This window comes from Sphingopyxis sp., assembly GCF_016704835.1.
Lineage (GTDB): Bacteria > Pseudomonadota > Alphaproteobacteria > Sphingomonadales > Sphingomonadaceae > Sphingopyxis.
Genome location: NZ_JADIZJ010000001.1, coordinates 1199540 through 1218815 on the forward strand (window position 1 = coordinate 1199540; position 19276 = coordinate 1218815).

The following is a 19276-nucleotide window of genomic DNA, read 5'->3' on the forward strand; positions in this document are numbered from 1 at the left end:
CCCCGGGGCGCCTCCCGCAAGTGGGAGGGGAGTGGAATGCGCGATCACCCTGTCATCATCGTCGGCGGCGGTCCCGCCGGCATGGTCGCCGGCCTGCTGCTTGCACGCGCCGGGGTTCCCGTCACCGTGCTCGAAAAGCACGCCGATTTTCTCCGCGATTTCCGCGGCGACACGGTACATCCCTCGACGCTGCAACTCTTCCACGAAATCGGTCTGCTCGACGAGCTGCTGAAACTGCCGCACGCGAAAGTCGATACCGCGACGCTCGACCTGCTCGGCGGTCGCTACACGATCGCCTCGCTCAAGAATCTGCCTGTCGCCGCTCCCTATATCGCGATGATGCCGCAATGGGATCTGCTCGACTTCGTCGCCAGGCAAGGCGCATGCTATCCGACCTTCACGCTGCGCCAATCGACCGAAGCGACCGGGCTGACCTTCGACGCGGCGGACCGGGCGAGCGGGGTGACGCTCGCGACCGGTGAAACATTACCCGCGCGCCTCGTCATCGCTGCCGATGGCCGCCGCTCGGTGCTTCGCGACGCCGCGACTCTGCCCCTCGAAGACCTCGGCGCGCCGATGGACGTGTTGTGGTTCCGCGTGCCCATGCCCGCCGACGCATCGACCGACGTGCCGCTTGGAACCATCGACAAGCGCGGCATGGTCGTCGCCATCCCGCGCGGCGATTATTGGCAATGCGCCCGGATCATTCCGAAGGGCGGCTTTCCTGCGATTGAAGCGCGCGGGATCGACGCCTTTCGCGCCGACGTCGTCGCGCTCGTTCCCGGCATTGCGGTCGGAATCGGTGCGATCACGACCTTTGAAGATGTAAAACTGCTTTCGGTCGCCCTCGATAGGCTGACGCGCTGGTCACGCCCCGGCTTGCTGGCGATCGGCGATGCCGCGCACGCGATGTCGCCCGTCGGCGGTGTCGGCATCAATCTGGCGGTGCAGGATGCCGTTGCGACCGCCAATATCCTTGCCGCGCCGCTTGCCTCTGGGGCCGATCCTGACCCGCTGCTCGCCAAGGTGCAGGAGCGTCGCTGGAAACCGACGACACGGATGCAGTCGCTCCAGCGTTTCGCACATCTACGGGTCATCGAACCGATGCTGCTTGGGCAAATCGACCACGTCCCGCTCGCCGTTCGTTTGCTCAACCGCATCCCGATGCTGCGACAAATTCCGGGCCGGATCATCGGCCTCGGTTTCGGCCGCCAGCATGTCCAATCGCCGCTCGCCAAGGAATTTCAATGACCAAAGCCTATGACGCCCTGATCATCGGCGCCGGCCACAACGGCCTTGTCTGCGCTTTCTATCTCGCCAAGGCGGGGCTGAAGGTCCGTATCGTCGAGGCGCGCGACGTCGTCGGCGGCGCTGCGGTGACCGAGGAGTTCCATCCCGGTTTCCGCAATTCGGTCGCAAGCTATACCGTCAGCCTGCTCCAGCCCAAGGTCATCGCCGACATGAAACTCGCCGATCATGGCTATCGCGTCATCGAGCGCCCAATCAGCAACTTCCTTCCGCAAGCGGACGGGGGTTATCTCAAGCTTGGCGGCGGGCTCGAACGCACGCAAAAGGAATTTGCCCGCTTTTCGGTGCATGACGCCGCGCGCCTCCCCGCATATTATGACATGCTCGAAGGCGTCGCCGACGTGCTGCGCGACCTCGCGCTCAAATCGCCGCCGAATGTCGGCGATGGCTTCAAGACGTTGCTTGACGCGGCGCGGCAGGGGCGCGGGTTGACCAGGCTCAGCCTGTCGCAGCAGCGCGACGTGCTCGAACTCTTCACCAAATCCGCACGCACTTTCCTCGACAGCTGGTTCGAAAGTGAGGCGGTCAAGGCCGCCTTTGGGTTCGACGCGGTTGTCGGTAACTATGCCAGCCCCGACACCCCGGGCAGCGCCTATGTGCTCCTCCACCACGTCTTTGGCGAAGTGAATGGCAAGAAGGGCGCGTGGGGCCATAGCATCGGCGGTATGGGCGCGATCACCCAGATGATGGCCAAGGTCTGCACCCAGTTGGGCGTCGAGATCAGTCTTGAAGCGCCCGTTTCGCGCGTGCTCGTTGACGCCGGCAATGCGGTCGGGGTCAAACTTGTCAGCGGCGAAGAAATCGCCGCCGCCCGCGTGATCGCCAATGTCGGGCCGAAACTGCTCTACGAACGCATGTTCGACGAAGCCGATATCGCGCCCGAGTTCCGCCGCCGCATCAAGGCGTTCAAGGCGGGTAGCGGCACCTTCCGCATGAATGTCGCACTCAGCGAACTGCCCAAATTCACCTGCCTGCCCGAACCAGGAGAGCATCATCAGTCGGGCATCATCCTCGCCCCGACGCTCGACTATATGGACCGCGCGTTCCTCGATGCGAAGCAATATGGCTGGTCGAAACAGCCGATCGTCGAAATGCTTATCCCATCGACGATCGACGACAGCCTCGCGCCGCCGGGCCAGCATGTCGCCAGCCTGTTCTGCCAGCAATTCGCGCCCGAGCTGCCTGACGGTCGCGACTGGGATGCCGAGGAAGGCGCAGCGGCCGACTGTATCATCGACACCGTCGAAGCCCACGCTCCCGGCTTTCGCGCCTCGATCGTCGGTCGCCAGATCCTCAGCCCCAAGGGGCTTGAGCGCAAGTTCGGCCTTGTCGGCGGCGATATCATGCACGGCAATATGAGCCTCGACCAGCTATGGTCGGCGCGCCCGGTGCTCGGCAATGGCGCGTATCGTGGGCCGCTGAAGGGGCTTTATATGTGCGGTGCGGGCACGCATCCCGGCGGCGGCGTCACCGGCGCGCCCGGACACAATGCGGCGAAGGTCATCCTACGCGATCGGGGCTGGTTCGCGCCCCGTTGGGCCTGATCGCCGCATCGCGAGGTAAATCGGCAGCCCGGCGGCGGTCAGGCCGATGCTCCACAGGCTCGCGTCCAACCCGGCCCCGTAAAATGCCCAGCAGCTGTACAGGAAGCCGAGGATGGTCAGAGTAACAAAGGCCGGCGACGCCTTGATCGCGCCTTCACGCTCAAGCTTGAGTGCCGCGAGCGCCCCGACGATGTAAAAGATGATCGCGGTCGACGTCGTCACCAGCACCATAAATTTGAACAGCTCGGCCAGGCCGCGCGAATAATTGGCATAAACGACGATGCTTGCGAGCGCACTCGACACGATCTGCGTCACCCACGGGACGGCGAAGCGGTTGTCTTTCGCAAAGGCGGCAGGCAGCAGACCGCGATGCGCCAGGTCACGCGGGATTTCGCCCTGCAGCAGGACAAAGCCGTTGAGCGCGCCGAGCGCGGCGATCGCGGCGAACAGCGCGACCGCTTGCCCCGCCGACGGGCTGACCAGCGTCCCAAAGAAGGTCGCATAGGCGGCGTTCGACGCCTCGAGCGTCGCGAGCGGCAGCAGCAGGGTCACCGTCGTACACGACAGCAGATAGAGCATCCCGGTCGCCGCGGCGGCGATCAGTGTTGCGCGCGGGACGGTCCGTTCGGGGTCGCGCACCCGGTCGCCGACGACGCAGCTGCTTTCAAAACCGAGCAGCGCGAACAGGGTCAGCGTCGCGGCGGTGCCGATATTATCGAGGCTGACCGGCCTTGTGCCGACCATCGTCGGGGTCGGCGCGTCGCCGGTGCCGAGCAGCCAGATCGCGACAATCACCGCGCCGACGACGGGGATCAGCTTGAGCCCGAGCGTCAGCAATTGCGCCCCGCCCGCACGCCGCACCCCCATCAGATTGACCAGCGTGAAGAGCCAGATGAAACCGATCGCGATCACTGCCGTGCCAGCTCCTGCGTTATCGAGCGAGGGCATCAGGATCGACAAATTGCTGAGCGCCGCGACCGCGAGCGTCGCGACGACGGTCCAGCAACTGATCCAATAGCTCCATGCGACGATGAAGCCGGTGCCGGGGCCGAAGGCCGCGGCAGCATAAGTATAGGTCGCGCTGCCGCCGGGCAGTTTTTTCGCCAGCCGCGCAAAGGCGACGGCAAGGCACAAGGTGCCAGCAATCGACACCCCCCAGCCAATCACCGCATTCCAGCCGAGCGGCGCCAGATCGCGCGGGAGCAAAAATACCCCCGACCCGATCATATTGCCCATGCCGAGCGCGACACACATCAAAAGGCCGAGCTTTTGGCTCGGCCTTTCGATCTGTTCTCTGGTTTGCATTTCGATCAGAACTTGGCGCCAGCCTTCAATCCGAAAATTCTCGGTTTCGTCGGATAGAGTCTAGCGAAATCACCGCACAGGCTCGGCGCGCAGGTTACGTTCTTGCTGAGTATTCCCCGCTTGTCGAAGAGGTTCTGAACATAAGCGCCAATCGTGAAATTGCTCCATTCATAGCCAAGCGAGAAATCGGCGGTCAAAAAGCCTTTTGTCGGTCCGATGGATGCCGCGTCCGCGGGGACGAGGGACGAGATCGTCCCACTTTGATAATTGACCCCGGCTTGGACATAGGCCTCGTTCTCACCAAAGCGAACAGCATAGCGCGCACTGCCGTTAAGCTTCACCTTTGGCGTGACCGGCAAGCGTGCTCCCGCCGCTGCGATGACTGAGCCGCCCGCCGCCGGATCGCACCCATTGATGACGTCGCAAAAAGGCTTCGTCAGTTTCGCGTCGACATAGGTTCCGGACCCCGCCAGCGTCAGGTCGCCGATTCGCCAGTTGATATCCGCTTCGATGCCACGGGATCGGGCCGCGCCTGCATTGACCGTGTAGAAAATCCCTAGAAGGCCGGGAAGGCTGTATTGCACATCCTTCCACTCTTCCCAGAAAATAGCGCCATTGATGCGCAATGTCCGGTCGAAAAATTGTGTTTTCCAACCGATTTCATAGTTGGTCAGCGTGTCGGCCTTGTAAGGCGGAATGCTCTGCAGACGTCCCAGCGCGAAGGCGTCGCGATTGTTGCCACCGGGTCGGAATCCGGTGGAATAGGTCGCATATAGCAGCCTGTCGTCGTCAACCTTCCACGTCAGGTTGACCTTGTGTGTCTCACCACTCTCAACATATTTCTTGTCGATGTTGGGACATTGCTGAGCCGTCGTCCCTGTGCATCCAAAGACGGTGATTTGCCGGTCCACGACGCCCGCTCCCCCCGAAAATCCTTCGAGCGTGTTGTGCGCGATGAAGCCGCGGATGCCGCCAAGCAAAGTCAGGTTTGGCAGAATATCGAAGGACGCCTCGCCGAACATCGCATAATCGCGGTCGACCCGGTGGATGTCGGTGTAAAAAACGTCGCCCGGTCCAGCACCCGGGACCGGCGGGCTGAACGGGGCAACCGCGTCGCTCAAGCCCGTCACGATATATTCGGCAATGCGATCGTCGGTCTGATGCTGCATGAAAATTCCGGCCGTCATCCGGAAACGATCCGTGGCCGGAGAGCTTACGCGCAGCTCATGCGCCATTTTTTCATATTTGTCGAAGCCGCGGACCGTTTGGGTCGGGTCGATATCGTTCCCGAGACTGTCGACCAGATAATTATAGTCAACATAGCTGTCATAGGCGACGTTGAAGTAAGAATAGTCGGCGAAACTGTCGAATTTCCGGTTAAAGTAAGATCCGGAATAGGTCACGTCCCAGTCGCTCAACTTGCCCTGGATCGTCAGCGACGCCAAATACCATTTGTCGAGCGTCCGGCTTGGCACGAAGTCGTGGTTTTCCAAATCGCCGGCGCGCGGATCGAACAGAAACTGCCCATTGGTCTTTTGATGTTGATAGATAGCCGCCGGCGTAATGGTCCAATCGTCGTCGAGCTCGATCCCCAAAGCCGCGCGTCCGCCGTAGGTTTCGACGTCGTTATAGTCGTTTTCGACCAAGTCGGCATTGGAGACGGTGAGGGGCGCATCGCCGCCCGTCGTCGTGTTGGGCCGCAGATAGGTGCGGGTGGCAGGGGTATTATCGATATAACCGCCCTCGCGCTCGTAAAAGCCCATCACGCGCAACGCCATCCGGTCGCTGAGTGGTAAGTTCACATAGCTTTCGACGCTTCCCCGAAATCGCCCTTGCCATATTTATTGACCTCGACGTCGGCCGAGCCCGAAAAACCGCTTGGGTCGGGCTTGTTGGTAATGAGGCGCAACGTACCGGACAGCGAGCTGGCCCCATAGAGCGTGCCTTGCGGACCCGCGAGCGCTTCAACCCGCGCCATGTCATATGCGTGGATATCCACCGAACTGAAGATCGTCGTAACCGGAATTTCATCGATATATAGACCGCTGCCGGGAAGCGGTCCCGAAGCCAGACCGTCACCGCCGGTTGCGATGCCGCGAAAATAGAGCTGCGATTGGCCAGGGCCAAATGACTGATAGCTCACGCTCGGAAGCAACTTCACATAGTCGTCAAATCGCGAAACCTGGTTTTGCTCGAGCGTGTCCGACGTCAACGCCGTGATGCTAATCGGCACATCCTGCAAATTCTGTTCGCGCTTGTTTGCAGTGACGACGATTTCATTGCTGTCCTCGCTGCCAGCTTCCTGCGCCATCGCGGTCGCCGATGTACAAAGCATGGTCGTCGACAGCAGGATTCCGCCGACCTTATTCACAAATTTATTTGCCGATCGCATGTCAAACCCCTCGCATGACCCCAATGCCAACATTAGCCGCGCGGTCGCTCGCGAACGCAAGGATTGTTCGATTAGCGGCTCATGGTGCGGTGCGAAAAGTCGGCGATTGTTGCCAAATGGCAACAATTTCGGGTCGGTCCGGTGACGATCAGGCCGGATAGTCCTCGACCAAGGGACCTAGCGCTGCTTTGAGCGGGTCCAGCGACGCTTCGTACCGCTTCCAAACGTCGACACCGTCGCGGTTAATTGGGCGGCGCACCTGTTCGGAACTCGCGGTCTGCACCGCGCGATCATTCTCGTAAAAGCGTAGGCAAGCCGGGTCGAAATCGACCCCGATATGCCCCAGCAGCGCGCGCACTTCTGCCTCCGGATCGTCAAGCAGCCGTTCGTGGATCACGCGGTGGACGCGGCCTGGAAGAACGCTGTCGAAATGCCCAATCAACCGGGCATAGTCAGCGTAATAGCGACCGAGCTCGTCGAGCGAATAGGAAAAGCCCTGTCCGCGTGCGAAATGCTGCCGAAAATTGGAAAAGCAGCAATCGAGTGGGTTGCGGCGTGCGTCGATGATCTTGGAATTGGGCAAGATCAGGTGGATGAAGCCGATGTGAAACCAGTTGTTCGGCAGCTTGTCGATGAAAAGCGGTTTGTCCGATTTACGGTGGACGCGGGTGCGCTCGAGATATTCGGTACCCAAGGCGGCGAGCGTCGCTGCATCCATGGCCGCAATCCCACCGTGATGGGCCTTCGCGCGTGCGGCGATTATCGGAATATCGGGCAGTTCCATCGTGCCCTCGATCGCCGGATGGCTGGCCAAAATCTGCTCAATCAGCGTCGATCCGGCGCGCGGCATCCCGAGTATGAAAATCGGATCGGGGGCGAGCGCACCTATGCTGTCCCGCGTGGACAGAAACTCGGGCGTGAACAGGCCAATCGCCCGGTCAACCTGCGCGCGCGTCTCTTCGGGATCATAGTCTATCAATGGTCGGCGGAGGCGGTTACCCTCGGCATAATGGACAAAGGCTGCGGCCGGATCGTCGGCGTCGTCAAGGGCCTTGCCTAGCGCGAAATGAAGGTGGAAGCGATCCTCGTCCGACAGCGCAGGACCGCCCAGCGCGGCGGTCATCGCCTCGACATCGCTTTCGTCGAAACGAACCGTTTTCAGGTTCGCAAGGCTCCACCACACTTCGCCGAGCCCGGGCTGCAGCGCCAGCGCCCGACGATAGGCGGCGATGCAATCCTGCTGCCGCCCCACCGTCTTGAGCATATGACCATAGGACATCCAGATTTTGGGATGGTCGGACCGTTGCTCCAGGACTGCGGCATAGATCTCGAGTGCTTCGTCATATTCGCCGATCCGGCCAAGCGCCGCGGCGCGCAGATTGGCGTTCGCCATGCTGTCAGGGTCGGCGAGGGCGATCTCGTCGAGGATCGCGATGGCTTCGCCGGACCGGGCTTGCTTATGGAGCACCATCGCGAGATTGGATTTGGCGGTCAGGAAATCGGGCGCGAGTTCGACCGCCCGGCGCAGCAGATTCTCGGCGTCTGGATAGCGGCCGATCCGGCCCGCAAGCTCGGCCAGCATCCGCATCGCGACGACGTCGAACGGGTTCTTCCGAAGGCGTGCCTTTAGCAGCGGTTCGGCGTCGTGAAGCCGGTTTTCGGCGAGCGCGGCAGCGGCGGAAAGCATCGTCGGGTTACGCAGCGCTGCGTCAATCGCTTGCTGCGTCGTCGTTGCCCCGATCATCAACTCTTGGCCCGCGCTTTGGCGACCGCCTGCTTCAACCCCTCATAGCCGACCTGGCCCTGGAACAGCTGGTCGCCGACGATCCATGTCGGGGTCGCATTCAGCTGGAGCTGTGTGGCGATCGCCAGATTGCTGTCGAGTTCGCGCTGGAACAGCGCTTCATTCGCGGTCGCATCGGCGGTGCCGTCGGTGACGACCCCAACCTTGGCGGCGGCGGCGGCAATCGCCGCCTTGTCGAGCGAACTGGCGGCAAACATCGCGTGGTGGAAGGCGTCATATTTGCCCTGCCGCGCCGCAGCGAGCGCCATCACCGCCGCGTCGCGGCTTTGCGGGGCGATGATCGGTAGTTCGCGGAATATGACTTTCAGCCTTTTGTCCTCGCGGATCAACCGATCAACATCGGGCACGCTGGCGCGGCAAAAGCCGCAGGCATAGTCTGTGAACACCACCAATGTGACGTCGCCATCGGCATTCCCCGCCCACGCGCCGGCATAGGGTTTTTCGAGCGCCGGGCGGATCGCATTGATCGCTTTGGCGATTTCGCCGTTGCGCTGCGCTTCGAGCGCCTCGGGAATGATCTGCGGGTTCGCCTTGATATAGTCGGCGACGATGGTTTCGACCTCGCTTTTGCTCATCCCCCCGCCCATGCGGCCGCCGAGCCAGAACACCGCAGCGAGCAACAACAGTCCGCCCAGCGCCATGCCCCAAACGCGCGTCGATCCGCCGTCCATCCCCATCCCCTTGATTTGCGGCAAGCGCGGTGCAGCCATGGTCTTGGCGGGTGCCGGCTTTTTTGCGGGCGGCACGACCAGCGGCGAGCGGTCATCACCTTCGGCGACGACCGCGGCCGGTGCTGTGGCTCGTCCTGCATCGCTCGCAAACAGCGGCAGGTCGGGCGCTGACGGATCCTTGGCGCGCGCGGCGGATTCTTCGCGCGCGAGCAATTGTTCGAGCCCCGAGGGCGGCGGCGCCAGCTCTTCGCGCGCGCTCGGGCGCAGCTTCGTCGCAGCTTCGCCGATGCTGCCGCGAATGCTTTCACTGCCTGCCCTGGCGATTTGGCCAACCCCGGCCTTGGTCCGGTCGGCAACCTCGCCGAGCCCGCGGCCCGCGTCGCTCGACAGCTTCCGGGCCTTGTCGCCGAGCGCCATTTTGTCCCATGCCGCGCCACTGGTCCGCGCGGCAGCGCGGCCCGCCTGCGCGGTGCCGCGCCCGATCGCGCGCGCGGCCTGCGCGGTCAGCGCTCCGGTTTTGGCGGCGAGTTCGCCCGCGCGGCGCGGGATTTCCATCGCCTCGATGCGGGCGGGAATATCGGCGCGGTCGCCGACCCTGATCGTCCAGTCGGCAAAGGCGTCGGCGCCATCGCGCAGCACTTGCCACAGCCCGGCGGCGCCGGCCTTCATCTGGTCCGACGTGACGACCGGTTTGCGCGCTGGCTTATCTTCGGCGGCATAGCGCGACACATCGATCCCGACTGGCGGAACATCGCGCGGTTTCGCCAATCCCTCGGCGGGCGACGCGGGCGGCCGCGGGGCTGCGTCCGGCGTCGGCGCAGGATCGCGCAGCCATGGCTGGTAATAATCGTCTTTATTTTCGGTCACTTATTGCCCTTGTGCATCGTTTACGGCGATGCTTTGCCCCTTGATTGCCCGAATCTAGCGCCGTTTGCGCTCGCGTTCCACCTCGGCGCGCGCCACCAGCGCAATATCCTGTGCACGGATCCAGTCGGGCGCGCCTTCGGACAGGCCCTGCATCGCCGTTTCGGCATTACGCAGCGCGAGCGACGCCTGTCCACCCTCCAGGCTGTAGCGTTCCGCCGAGGCGAGCGCGGCGCGCGCCTGATCGCCTTTGTTCGCATAGACGATGCCGAGCTGGTACCAGGCAAAGGGGTTCTGGTTGTCGAGCGCGACCGCCGTTTTCAGCACCTCTTCCGCCTCGGCGAAATTCGCCGGATCTTCGGTCGCGATGAGCGCGTGGCCCAGCGTTGCGCTGATCAACGGCTGCGACCGCGATATCGTCACCGCCTTGCGCAGCGCCGGGATCGCTTCTTTGGGGCGCCCCGATTCGAGCAGCACCTGCCCTTCGAGTTCAAGAAAATAAGGGTCGTTCCGATCGGTGGCGAGCAACGCTTCGACCTCGGCCAGCGCCTTTTGGGGATAGGCGCTGCGGTGCCAGGCATAGGCGCGCGCATAACGCGCCGGAATGCTCGTGTTGGTTTCCGGGAATTTGCGCAGCGTGCGGTCGGGATCGGTCATAAAACCCGACAGCTTCGCCTTGATCCGCTGAAAGCGTTTCTCAATGGCCGGGTCGCCGGGCTTGGTCCACGCCGGATCGATGACATAGACCTCGCGTAAGGTCTGGATGCGATCGCCCGACATCGGATGGGTGCGGCCATAGGCCTGATCATCGTCCTGTTTGACCGCGTAACGGAATTCCAGATTCTGCAATTTTTTGAAGAACGCCAGGCTGCCGCGGCCGCTGATCCCAGCTTTCGACAGATATTGCGCGCCTGCAGCATCGGCAGTCGATTCCTGGACGCGGCTGAACGCCAGAAATTTGCCGAGCGCAGCTTGCTGGCCCGCCATCATGATCCCCATGCCCGCCTCGCCGCCGCCCGCCGCGATCGCCGCGGCACCGAGCAGCAGGCTGAGCAGCGAGATACCCGTCGCTGCCTTGGCGCCTTCGTTGACGCGAATCGCGTGGCCGCCGATGACATGGCCCAGCTCGTGCGCGAGCACGCCCTGCACCTCTTCGGCGGTGTCGGCGGCTTCGATCAGCCCGGCAAAGACATAGATGTCCTGACTGCCGGCGACGAACGCGTTGATGCTGCGATCACCGAGCAGATGGACGCGCACCTGCCCCGGTTGCAGTCCGGCGGCGATCAGCAGCGGGTCCATCATGTCCTGAAACAGCGCTTCGGTTTCGGCATCGCGCAGGATCGATTGCGCCATTGCCGGGCGCGTCGCGATGGCCAGCATCGCGAGCAGGGTCAGTGCGATACGGAGCAGCGGGCGCCATGCGCTCGTCCGAACCATCGCTTGGGGGGAGGGTGGCATCATCTTGCCCACCCTCGCGCTGTGCATCTGAACATCGACTGAAGCCATGCCGACTTTGTGGAGGTCAGCGCGTGTAGAGGCAAGACGAGACTTTATGGGAAAGCCGTCATCGCGCGGAACCCGGCTTTTGATCCGGGGCGACGCGGCAATCCAGGGTGGCGAGTGCCACCCTGGATTGCTCCCCCGGTTTTTGCCGGGGTCGCAATGACGAGACGTGTAACGCCCGGATCAGCCGAAGGTACGCTGCCACCAGCCGCGACGCGGTTCGCCGTCGGGACCGACACCGTCCTCGTCGCCTGTGGCGGCATCGGTTTCGGCATCGCCGGTCGTCGCCGCTTCGGGCGCGGCATCCGACGCAACGGCCTTTTTGGCGCGGCTGGCACGCTTCTTGGGCGCGGGTTTTGTGGGTTCGGCTTCGGCTTCAGGCTCGTCTTCGGCACTGGGCATCGCCGGGGGAGCTTCAGGCTCCGCTTCTGCCGCTGCTTCGGCGGCGTCCGCTTCGGCTGCAGCCTTGGTTTTGCGCGGCGCGCGCTTGCGCTTTGGCTTTTCCTCGGCAGCTGGCGCGTCTTCGACGACCGGCTCCGCGACGTCCGCGGCTATTGGTGCTTCGATGGCATCGGCTGCGGTGTCGTCGGCGGCCTCGGTGGCATCGACCTTGGGCTTGCGGCCACGACCACCACGGCGGCGGCGCGGCTTGGCGTCGGGATCAACCGCTTCCCCCTCGACATCGCTGGCAGTTTCCGCTGGTGCGGCGTCGCCGTCCTCGGCCCCTTCTGCAGCGCCATCGCGCTCGGTATCGCCGTCGTCATTGCCTTCGACGATTTCATTGCCTTCCTCGTCGCGGCGACCGCGGCGACCGCGACGACGACGGCGGCGGCGCTTGCGGCCTTCGCCATCGGCGTCGCTCTCGCCGCCCTCGGGCGCGCGCTCGCGCTGGCGCGCGGGACGGACTTCGGTTTCTTCTTCGGCTTCTTCCATATCGTCGTCTTCGGGATAATCGTCGTCATCTTCGTCTTCGATCGGTGCGATCGGGGCAAAGCTGCGGCGCTGCGTCGGCGGCGGACCCGTGACTTCGATCGCCATCCGCGCACCCTCGGTTTCGCCGTCGGGCAGGATTTCGACCGTGACGCCGTACAGCTCCTCGATGTCGCGCAATTCGCGGCGCTTTTCATTGAGCAGGTAGAAGGTCGCCTCCTGGCTCGCACGCAGGGTGATGCGGCTGCCCTTGCCGCGCGCCGCTTCCTCTTCGATCAGGCGCAGCGCGCTGAGGCCCGCCGACGATGCGGTGCGGACCAGCCCTGTGCCTTCGCAATGCGGGCAGGGGCGCGTCGACGCTTCGAGCACCCCGGTGCGCAGGCGCTGGCGGCTCATTTCCATCAGGCCAAAGCCCGAAATGCGGCCGACCTGGATGCGCGCGCGGTCGTTTTTCAGCGCGTCCTTCATCGCGCGCTCGACCTTGCGGACGTTCGAACCATGATCCATGTCGATGAAATCGATCACGACCAGTCCGGCCATGTCGCGCAGGCGCAGCTGGCGCGCGATTTCGGCGGCCGCTTCCAGATTGGTGCTGACCGCGGTCTGCTCGATATTATGTTCGCGCGTCGAGCGGCCCGAGTTGATGTCGATCGACACCAAAGCCTCGGTGGGATTGATCACCAGATAGCCACCCGATTTCAGCTGGACGACGGGATTGAGCATCCCGGCCAGCTGATCCTCGACGCCGTAGCGCTGATAGAGCGACACCGGATCGGCATATTGCTTCACGCGGCGCGCGTGGCTCGGCATCAGCAATTTCATGAATTGCTTAGCCGCCTTATAGCCCTCGTCGCCTTCGACGAGCACTTCCTCGATATCCTTGTGATAAATATCGCGGATCGCGCGCTTGACCAGGTCGCTATCCGAATGGACCAGCGCCGGGGCGCTCGATTCTAGCGTCTTTTCGCGAATCTCGTCCCACAGGCGCGCCAGATAATCGAAGTCGCGCTTGATCTCGACCTTGGTGCGGCTCATCCCGGCGGTGCGGACGATGCAACCCATTGTCGGCGGCAGCGCGAGTTCATCGACCATCGCCTTCAGCTTGCGGCGATCGGCACCGTTCGAAATCTTGCGGCTGATGCCGCCGCCGTGCATCGTGTTGGGCATCAACACGCAATAACGGCCGGCGAGCGAAAGATAGGTGGTCAACGCGGCGCCCTTGTTGCCGCGTTCTTCCTTGACGACCTGGACCAGCATCACCTGACGGCGGCGGATGACGTCTTGAATCTTGTAACGGCGGCGCAGCGACATGCGATTCTCGCTATCGTCTTCGTCGCGGCGGCTGCTGCGACCGCGGCCACCACCCTTGCGGCCGTTTCCGCGCCCACGGCCACGACCCTTGCGGTCGCCACGATCGCTGCGGCTTTCGGAAGCTTCGCCGCCCTCTTCCCCGTCGCCATTCTCGCCGTCGCCCTGGTCGTCGCGGTCGTCGCGGTCGTCGTCATCGCCATCGTCGCGCTCGTCGCGATCATCCCGATCGTCGTCGCGGTCACGGCGGCTGTCGCCATTGTCGTCCTCGTCGTGATATTCGACGTCGGCGACATCGCCTTCCAGCTCGTCAAGGTCTTCCTCGGCGCGCTGCGCGGCGGCGGCGGCATGTTCGGCCTCTTCGCGCAGCAGCGCTTCGCGGTCTTCCTTCGGAATCTGATAATAGTCGGGATGGATTTCGCTGAACGCGAGGAATCCGTGGCGATTGCCGCCATATTCGATGAACGCCGCCTGCAGCGACGGTTCGACGCGGGTTACTTTGGCCAGATAGATATTGCCCTTGAGCTGTTTGTGCTCGGCGGACTCGAAATCAAACTCCTCGATGCGGTTTCCCTGGGTGACGGCGACCCGGGTTTCTTCCCGGTGCCGCGCGTCGATCAACATGCGCGTGGTCATTAGTTACACTCCAAGCGCGCCGCAGCGCGCCATCAAAAAATCCCGCGATCTTCGTTGAGGAAAGGTCGCGGCGGGTACGGATGAAACGAAAAAAGACGTTATTGCCGCGGGGAGCCTGCGTCCGATGCTGGACGCGCATGCGGTCTTTGCATCCGGCGACGGCAGCGGCGAAAGCGCCCGCGTCGGGATGAAAAGAGGGCATGGCAAGCCTCATGCGGCATCAACCTGTTACATGGGGTGAGCGGGCGGGCAGGGCGGGCGTCTGGCGATCGCCCCGACTGTCCGGTCAACCGGGTGGACTGACGGCAGGTTGCCGATCCCCGCATATCCGGCGCCAAGGCGGCCATGTTCCGCAGTTTTTGCGGAGCAGGCCTTCCCCTCAAAAGGCCGGACGGCACCGGGAACGACACCGTCAGTGGTGGTGTGCTAGCATCGGCACGGGCCGACGGCAACAGCGCCACCGCAGAAAGATGGTGCGTGCGCAGGGCTGTGCAAGTGCCACGCCTCTGCCAAACATGGTGAATTGCTGGTTAACCTTGCCGGTTGACCGTGGTTTGACGCGCCATGGATAATGCCGGGTTCACCACTGTCTGCCGCTGGGGGCCGCATGTTTTCGATTAAGCACTGGACCAGCGCGCGCAGGCAGCGGCATAAAAGCTCCATGAGCCTGCTGATCGTCCTGATCGCGATGTTGATGAACCCCGCAGCGGCGCTGGCGGGGCAAATCGGCGCGGTCGAAATCGGCGATTCGGACATCACGCTGCGCTTCGACGATCTTGTCAGCGGTGCGTCGACCTTCCTCCTCGCCGGTCCCGACCGGATCGCTCTCGACATCGCGGGGGCGCAGCCCGGCCGTTCTTCGCAAGGCGCCGGACTGGTCCGTGCGGTGCGCCAGGGGCAAAAGGATACCGGCACGGCGCGTATCGTGCTTGATCTCGCGCAGCCCGCCGTCGTTACCGGCGCGCGCTTTGCCGCCGACGGCCGCAGTCTGACCTTTCAGCTCCGCCCGGTTTCCGCCGACGAATTCGCGCGGGTATCGCGCGGCCCGCGCATTGAATTGGCCCCGCCCACAGGCTTTCGCGCCAAGCCGCCCGAAAAACGCTACAGCGTCAGCGTCCCGATCGGCAAGCCCAAGCCCAGCGTGGCGCTGCCGCGCATCGAGGGGCCCAATGACAGCCGCCTGCCGCTCGTCGTGATCGACGCCGGCCATGGCGGGCATGATCCGGGTGCGATCAGCCCGCACAGCGGCAAACGCGAAAAGGACATCACCCTCGCGCTCGCGCGTGCGATTCGCGACGATTTGCTCGGATCGGGCCGGGTCCGCGTCGCGTTGACCCGCGCCGACGACCGGTATCTGGTGCTCGAGGAGCGTTTCGGCATCGCGCGGCGGCTCAAGGCAGACCTGTTCATCTCGGTCCATGCCGATGCTGCCGAAAACCAGACCGCCAATGGCGCATCGATCTATACCCTGTCCGAAGTTGCCTCCGACCGCGAAGCCGCGCGGCTCGCGGCGCGCGAGAACAAGGCGAATGTCATCAACGGCGTCGATCTGGGTGCGCACAGCGGTGATGTCTCGTCGATTCTGCTCCACCTGACGCAGCGTGAAACGATGAATGTCGCCTCCGACTTCGCTCGCCTGCTCCAGCGCGAAGCGGGCGAAGCGGTCAAGTTCCGCACCAATGCCCATCGCTTCGCCTCATTTGTGGTGCTGAAAGCGCCCGACACCCCGTCAATCCTGTTCGAAACCGGATTTATCTCGAACAAGGGCGACGCCGAATTCCTGGCCTCGACTGCGGGGCAGAAAAAGGTCGCACGCGGGGTGCGCGACGCGGTGCAGATCCATTTCGCACGGCAGATCGCGGCGCGCTGATGAGCTAGTCTTGACTAACTTTTTCTCTCCGGCCAGTTTTATCGCGCTCGCTGCGGGAGAAGATCATGAGCTGGAGCAACTGGTCGGGCAGCGTCACCGCACCCGCACAAATCGCCCGCCCGCACAGCGAGGACGAGCTTGCTGCGCTGATCCGCAGCGCGCACAATCTGCGTGTCGCCGGTGCGGGGCACAGCTTCATGCCTTTGTGCGAATCGGACGAACTGATCGTCAGCCTCGACGATCTGGCCGGTGACATGCACATTGCCGTCGATCGCCAGACCGCGCGCATCCCCGCCGGCTGGAGCATCCGCCGCCTTACAGCGGCACTATGGGACGAGGGGCTGGCGCTCGCCAATCAGGGCGACGTCAATCCGCAGTCGCTCGCTGGCGCGATGGCGACGGGGACGCACGGTACCGGTGCCGATCTCGGCTCACTTGCCACGTTTGCGCGCGGTTTCCGCCTGATCGGCGCCGATGGCGAGACCCATTGGTGCGATGCGATCACCAACCCCGATCTTTATCAGGCGCAGCGACTGTCACTCGGCCTGTTCGGAGTTGCGACCGAAATCGACGTCGCGGTCGTTCCCGCCTTTCATCTTGCCGAACGGATCGAAAAGCGGCGCTGGGCCGAAATCCGCGAAAGCTATGATGATTTGACCCGCCAGCACCGCCACGTCGAATTCTGGTTCTTTCCGCACAGCGACGATGTCATCCTCAAATCGCTCGACCTATGCGATCCATGCGACCCGCCGCCGACCACGACCGATATGGAGGAGGCGACGTTTCGTCGTATCCTGGACATCTCCGCGCGCCTGCCGTTTTTAACCCCCTTCCTGCAGCGGCTGATGATGAGAAGCGGCATTTCCGGCCGCCGCCGTGGTCCAGCGCACCTTGTCTTTCCGTCCGACCGGACGATCCGCTTCGAAGAGATGGAATATGAAATGCCGCGCAGCGTCGGGCTCGAAACCCTCACCGAGGTCGTTGACTGGATTCGCCGCAAACGCCTGCCTGTCACCTTTCCGTTCGAATTTCGCACCGTCGCCGCGGACGACATCTGGTTGAGCCCGATGAACGCGGGACCGGTCGCGGCGATTTCGCTGCACCAATATGCCCGGATGCCGTGGCGAAACCTGTTTGCCGAGGCCGAGACGATTTTTCGTGGCCATGGTGGACGGCCACACTGGGCCAAGCGCCATACGCTCACCCGCGAGGACGTTGCGGCGCTCTATCCGATGGCGGCGCGCTATACCGCCGTCCGCCGTGCCGCCGACCCCGACGGCAAATTCCTTAATCCACATCTGGAAAGCCTGTTCGCATGACCACCGACCGCGACCTTCACGCGCATCTGATCGGCCAGCAAGGCTCGCGCGCCGACCTCAACACCCCGGTGCTCGTGCTCGATGCCGATGCACTCGACCGCAATATTGCGGCGATGGCGGCGCTGGTTGCCGCAAAGGGCATCACGCTGCGTCCGCACGCCAAGACGCACAAGAGTGTGGATATCGCCAAGCGTCAGATCGGGGCGGGTGCAGTTGGAGTTTGCTGTGCCAAGATCGGCGAGGCCGAGGCGTTAGCCGCCGGAGGCATAATCGGCATACTTGTCACCTCACCCGTCGCGGCACCACGTGCGATCGAAAGGCTCGCCGCGCTGGCGGCTACTGCCGAAGGGCTGATAGCGGTGGTCGACCATCCGGGCGTCGCCGAGCAGCTTCAGTCCGCACTCGCGGCGGCGAACGCAAATCTCGACGTGATCATCGACATCGACCCTGGCATTGCGCGCACCGGCGTCGCGTCGGCAGAGGCCGCGGTCACCCTCGCCCGAGTCATCGCCGCATCGCCCAACCTCGCCTACCATGGCGTGCAATTCTACTGCGGGTCGCAGCAGCATATCGAGAGCTATGTCGAACGCCGCGCCGCGATCGTCGAACGCACCGCCTATCTGCAAAGCGTCATTGCGGCTCTGTCCGACGCGGGCTTTGCGCCGGAGACTATTACCGGTTCGGGCACCGGCACGCACCGCATCGACCTCGACCTGGGCATCTTTACCGAACTGCAGGCGGGCAGCTATGTCTTCATGGACAAGCAGTATCTCGACTGCGATCTGACGGGCGAGGGCGGCGAGCCGCCGTTCGAAGTTTCGCTGTTGGTCGATGCCCGCGTCGTCAGTGCAAATCATGACGGCCTTGTGACGATCGACGCCGGGTATAAATCGCTCTCGACCGACGGCGGCGTCGCGGTGGTGCAGCGCGGGGCGCCCGAGACCACTTTCTTCGCCTTCATGGGCGACGAGCATGCGGCGCTGATTGCGCCCGGTATCGGGACGCAGCTTAACCCCGGCGACCCGGTCAGCCTCACTGTGCCGCACTGCGATCCGACGGTGAATCTCTATGACAGCTATCATGTCGTCGCGGGCGATACGCTGGTCGACATCTGGCCGGTCAGTGCGCGTGGCCGCGCGCGGTGATGGCGGCCTCGCGCGCCTCGCTCGTCAAGCGTCCGCCGCAACAAGGCCGCGCGCAGCTGACCCGCGGCCGCTTGCTGGATGTCGCGGGCGAATTGCTGGCCGAAGTCGGGATAGAGCGGATATCTACCAATATGATCGCCGCGCGCGCTGGCCTGACGCCGCCCGCGCTCTACCGCTATTTCGGCGACAAATATGCGGTGCTGGAGGCGCTGGGGCGGCGGCTGATGGAACGGCAGAACGCCGTACTCGAGGACTGGCTGGCCCGGCACGCACGCGGTGGGATCGCCGCGATGGCCGATCATATCGGCGATTTGCTCGCCGAAAACGCGGCAGTGACGCGCGCCGAACCCGGCGCGGTGTGGATATTGCGCGCGCTCCACGCGTCGCCGCAGCTCGTCCATGTCCGGCTCGAATCGCACCGCTATGTGACCGATCGGCTGGCAGAGGCCTGCGCGGCATATCGGGTTGGGATGGACCGCGAGGTGCTGTGGTCGCGGCTCCGGCTGGCGGTAGAACTCGGCTTTGCGGCCGACGAAATGCTGTATGAGGAAGACCGCGTATCGCAGGCAGCGCTGCTGGCTGAGGTTGCCGCAATGTTGCGCGCATCGCTGCTCGACCTGAGCGAAATCGCTTAGTCACCCACCTCGCCGCAACCATGCTTCCCTTTCGGCGATCCA

At 63.6% G+C, this 19276-nt stretch carries 13 protein-coding genes; 6 read left to right on the forward strand and 7 right to left on the reverse strand.

What is annotated here, in order from left to right:
• Nucleotides 1-36: 36 nt before the first annotated feature.
• Nucleotides 37-1251, forward strand: coding sequence for an FAD-dependent oxidoreductase (locus tag IPF76_RS05895; RefSeq protein ID WP_293840864.1), 1215 nt, complete (start codon nt 37-39; stop codon nt 1249-1251).
• Nucleotides 1248-2852 carry an NAD(P)/FAD-dependent oxidoreductase gene (locus IPF76_RS05900; RefSeq protein ID WP_293840867.1) on the forward strand — a complete coding sequence of 535 codons (1605 nt, stop codon included), beginning with the start codon at nt 1248-1250 and terminating at the stop codon, nt 2850-2852. The genes IPF76_RS05895 and IPF76_RS05900 overlap by 4 nt, the downstream gene beginning before the upstream one ends.
• Here IPF76_RS05900 and IPF76_RS05905 read toward each other — a convergent pair.
• The 7 genes from IPF76_RS05905 to IPF76_RS05935 form a co-directional block, all read right to left on the reverse strand.
• Entirely contained in the window at nt 2814-4157 is a 1344-nt protein-coding gene (locus tag IPF76_RS05905; protein WP_293840869.1) for an amino acid permease, read from the reverse strand. The genes IPF76_RS05900 and IPF76_RS05905 overlap by 39 nt on opposite strands.
• Nucleotides 4158-4162: 5 nt before the next feature.
• Nucleotides 4163-5959, reverse strand: a complete 1797-nt coding sequence (locus tag IPF76_RS05910; RefSeq protein ID WP_293840872.1) for a TonB-dependent receptor — start codon at nt 5957-5959, stop codon at nt 4163-4165.
• Entirely contained in the window at nt 5956-6549 is a 594-nt protein-coding gene (locus IPF76_RS05915; RefSeq protein ID WP_293840875.1) for a TonB-dependent receptor plug domain-containing protein, read from the reverse strand. Before IPF76_RS05915 ends, IPF76_RS05910 begins: the two co-directional genes overlap by 4 nt.
• A gap of 148 nt (nt 6550-6697) precedes the next feature.
• On the reverse strand, nt 6698-8293 hold the full coding sequence (locus tag IPF76_RS05920) for a tetratricopeptide repeat-containing sulfotransferase family protein (protein WP_293840878.1): 1596 nt from the start codon (nt 8291-8293) through the stop codon (nt 6698-6700).
• On the reverse strand, nt 8293-9891 hold the full coding sequence (locus IPF76_RS05925; RefSeq protein WP_293840881.1) for a thioredoxin domain-containing protein: 1599 nt from the start codon (nt 9889-9891) through the stop codon (nt 8293-8295). Before IPF76_RS05925 ends, IPF76_RS05920 begins: the two co-directional genes overlap by 1 nt.
• A 54-nt stretch (nt 9892-9945) precedes the next feature.
• A complete protein-coding gene (locus tag IPF76_RS05930; protein ID WP_293841959.1) occupies nt 9946-11325 on the reverse strand; it encodes a M48 family metalloprotease in 1380 nt (459 codons plus the stop codon).
• A gap of 249 nt (nt 11326-11574) precedes the next feature.
• Nucleotides 11575-14265, reverse strand: coding sequence for a ribonuclease E/G (locus IPF76_RS05935; RefSeq protein ID WP_293840884.1), 2691 nt, complete (start codon nt 14263-14265; stop codon nt 11575-11577).
• A 661-nt stretch (nt 14266-14926) separates the two neighbouring features.
• Here IPF76_RS05935 and IPF76_RS05940 point away from each other — a divergent pair.
• The 4 genes from IPF76_RS05940 (at nt 14927) to IPF76_RS05955 (ending at nt 19234) form a co-directional block, all read left to right on the forward strand.
• Entirely contained in the window at nt 14927-16135 is a 1209-nt protein-coding gene (locus IPF76_RS05940) for an N-acetylmuramoyl-L-alanine amidase (RefSeq protein WP_293840887.1), read from the forward strand.
• A gap of 65 nt (nt 16136-16200) precedes the next feature.
• Nucleotides 16201-17454 (forward strand): D-arabinono-1,4-lactone oxidase, encoded by a 1254-nt coding sequence (locus IPF76_RS05945; protein WP_293840889.1) that lies wholly within the window; start codon nt 16201-16203, stop codon nt 17452-17454.
• Nucleotides 17451-18599: a DSD1 family PLP-dependent enzyme gene (locus IPF76_RS05950; RefSeq protein ID WP_293840892.1), complete on the forward strand. Its 1149-nt coding sequence runs from the start codon at nt 17451-17453 to the stop codon at nt 18597-18599. The genes IPF76_RS05945 and IPF76_RS05950 overlap by 4 nt, the downstream gene beginning before the upstream one ends.
• Nucleotides 18599-19234: a TetR/AcrR family transcriptional regulator gene (locus IPF76_RS05955; RefSeq protein WP_293841962.1), complete on the forward strand. Its 636-nt coding sequence runs from the start codon at nt 18599-18601 to the stop codon at nt 19232-19234. The genes IPF76_RS05950 and IPF76_RS05955 overlap by 1 nt, the downstream gene beginning before the upstream one ends.
• The last annotated feature ends 42 nt before the right edge of the window (nt 19235-19276 follow it).

What these genes read in the sequence shown, in the direction of transcription:
- IPF76_RS05920 (WP_293840878.1), bottom strand. Translation starts at nt 8,293, where the DNA reads ATGATCGGGGCAACGACGACGCAGCAAGCGATTGACGCAGCGCTGCGT.
- IPF76_RS05895 (WP_293840864.1), top strand. Translation starts at nt 37, where the DNA reads ATGCGCGATCACCCTGTCATCATCGTCGGCGGCGGTCCCGCCGGCATG.
- IPF76_RS05900 (WP_293840867.1), top strand. Translation starts at nt 1,248, where the DNA reads ATGACCAAAGCCTATGACGCCCTGATCATCGGCGCCGGCCACAACGGC.
- IPF76_RS05935 (WP_293840884.1), bottom strand. Translation starts at nt 14,265, where the DNA reads ATGACCACGCGCATGTTGATCGACGCGCGGCACCGGGAAGAAACCCGG.
- IPF76_RS05950 (WP_293840892.1), top strand. Translation starts at nt 17,451, where the DNA reads ATGACCACCGACCGCGACCTTCACGCGCATCTGATCGGCCAGCAAGGC.
- IPF76_RS05930 (WP_293841959.1), bottom strand. Translation starts at nt 11,325, where the DNA reads ATGGTTCGGACGAGCGCATGGCGCCCGCTGCTCCGTATCGCACTGACC.
- IPF76_RS05955 (WP_293841962.1), top strand. Translation starts at nt 18,599, where the DNA reads ATGGCGGCCTCGCGCGCCTCGCTCGTCAAGCGTCCGCCGCAACAAGGC.
- IPF76_RS05945 (WP_293840889.1), top strand. Translation starts at nt 16,201, where the DNA reads ATGAGCTGGAGCAACTGGTCGGGCAGCGTCACCGCACCCGCACAAATC.
- IPF76_RS05905 (WP_293840869.1), bottom strand. Translation starts at nt 4,157, where the DNA reads ATGCAAACCAGAGAACAGATCGAAAGGCCGAGCCAAAAGCTCGGCCTT.
- IPF76_RS05940 (WP_293840887.1), top strand. Translation starts at nt 14,927, where the DNA reads ATGAGCCTGCTGATCGTCCTGATCGCGATGTTGATGAACCCCGCAGCG.
- IPF76_RS05915 (WP_293840875.1), bottom strand. Translation starts at nt 6,549, where the DNA reads ATGCGATCGGCAAATAAATTTGTGAATAAGGTCGGCGGAATCCTGCTG.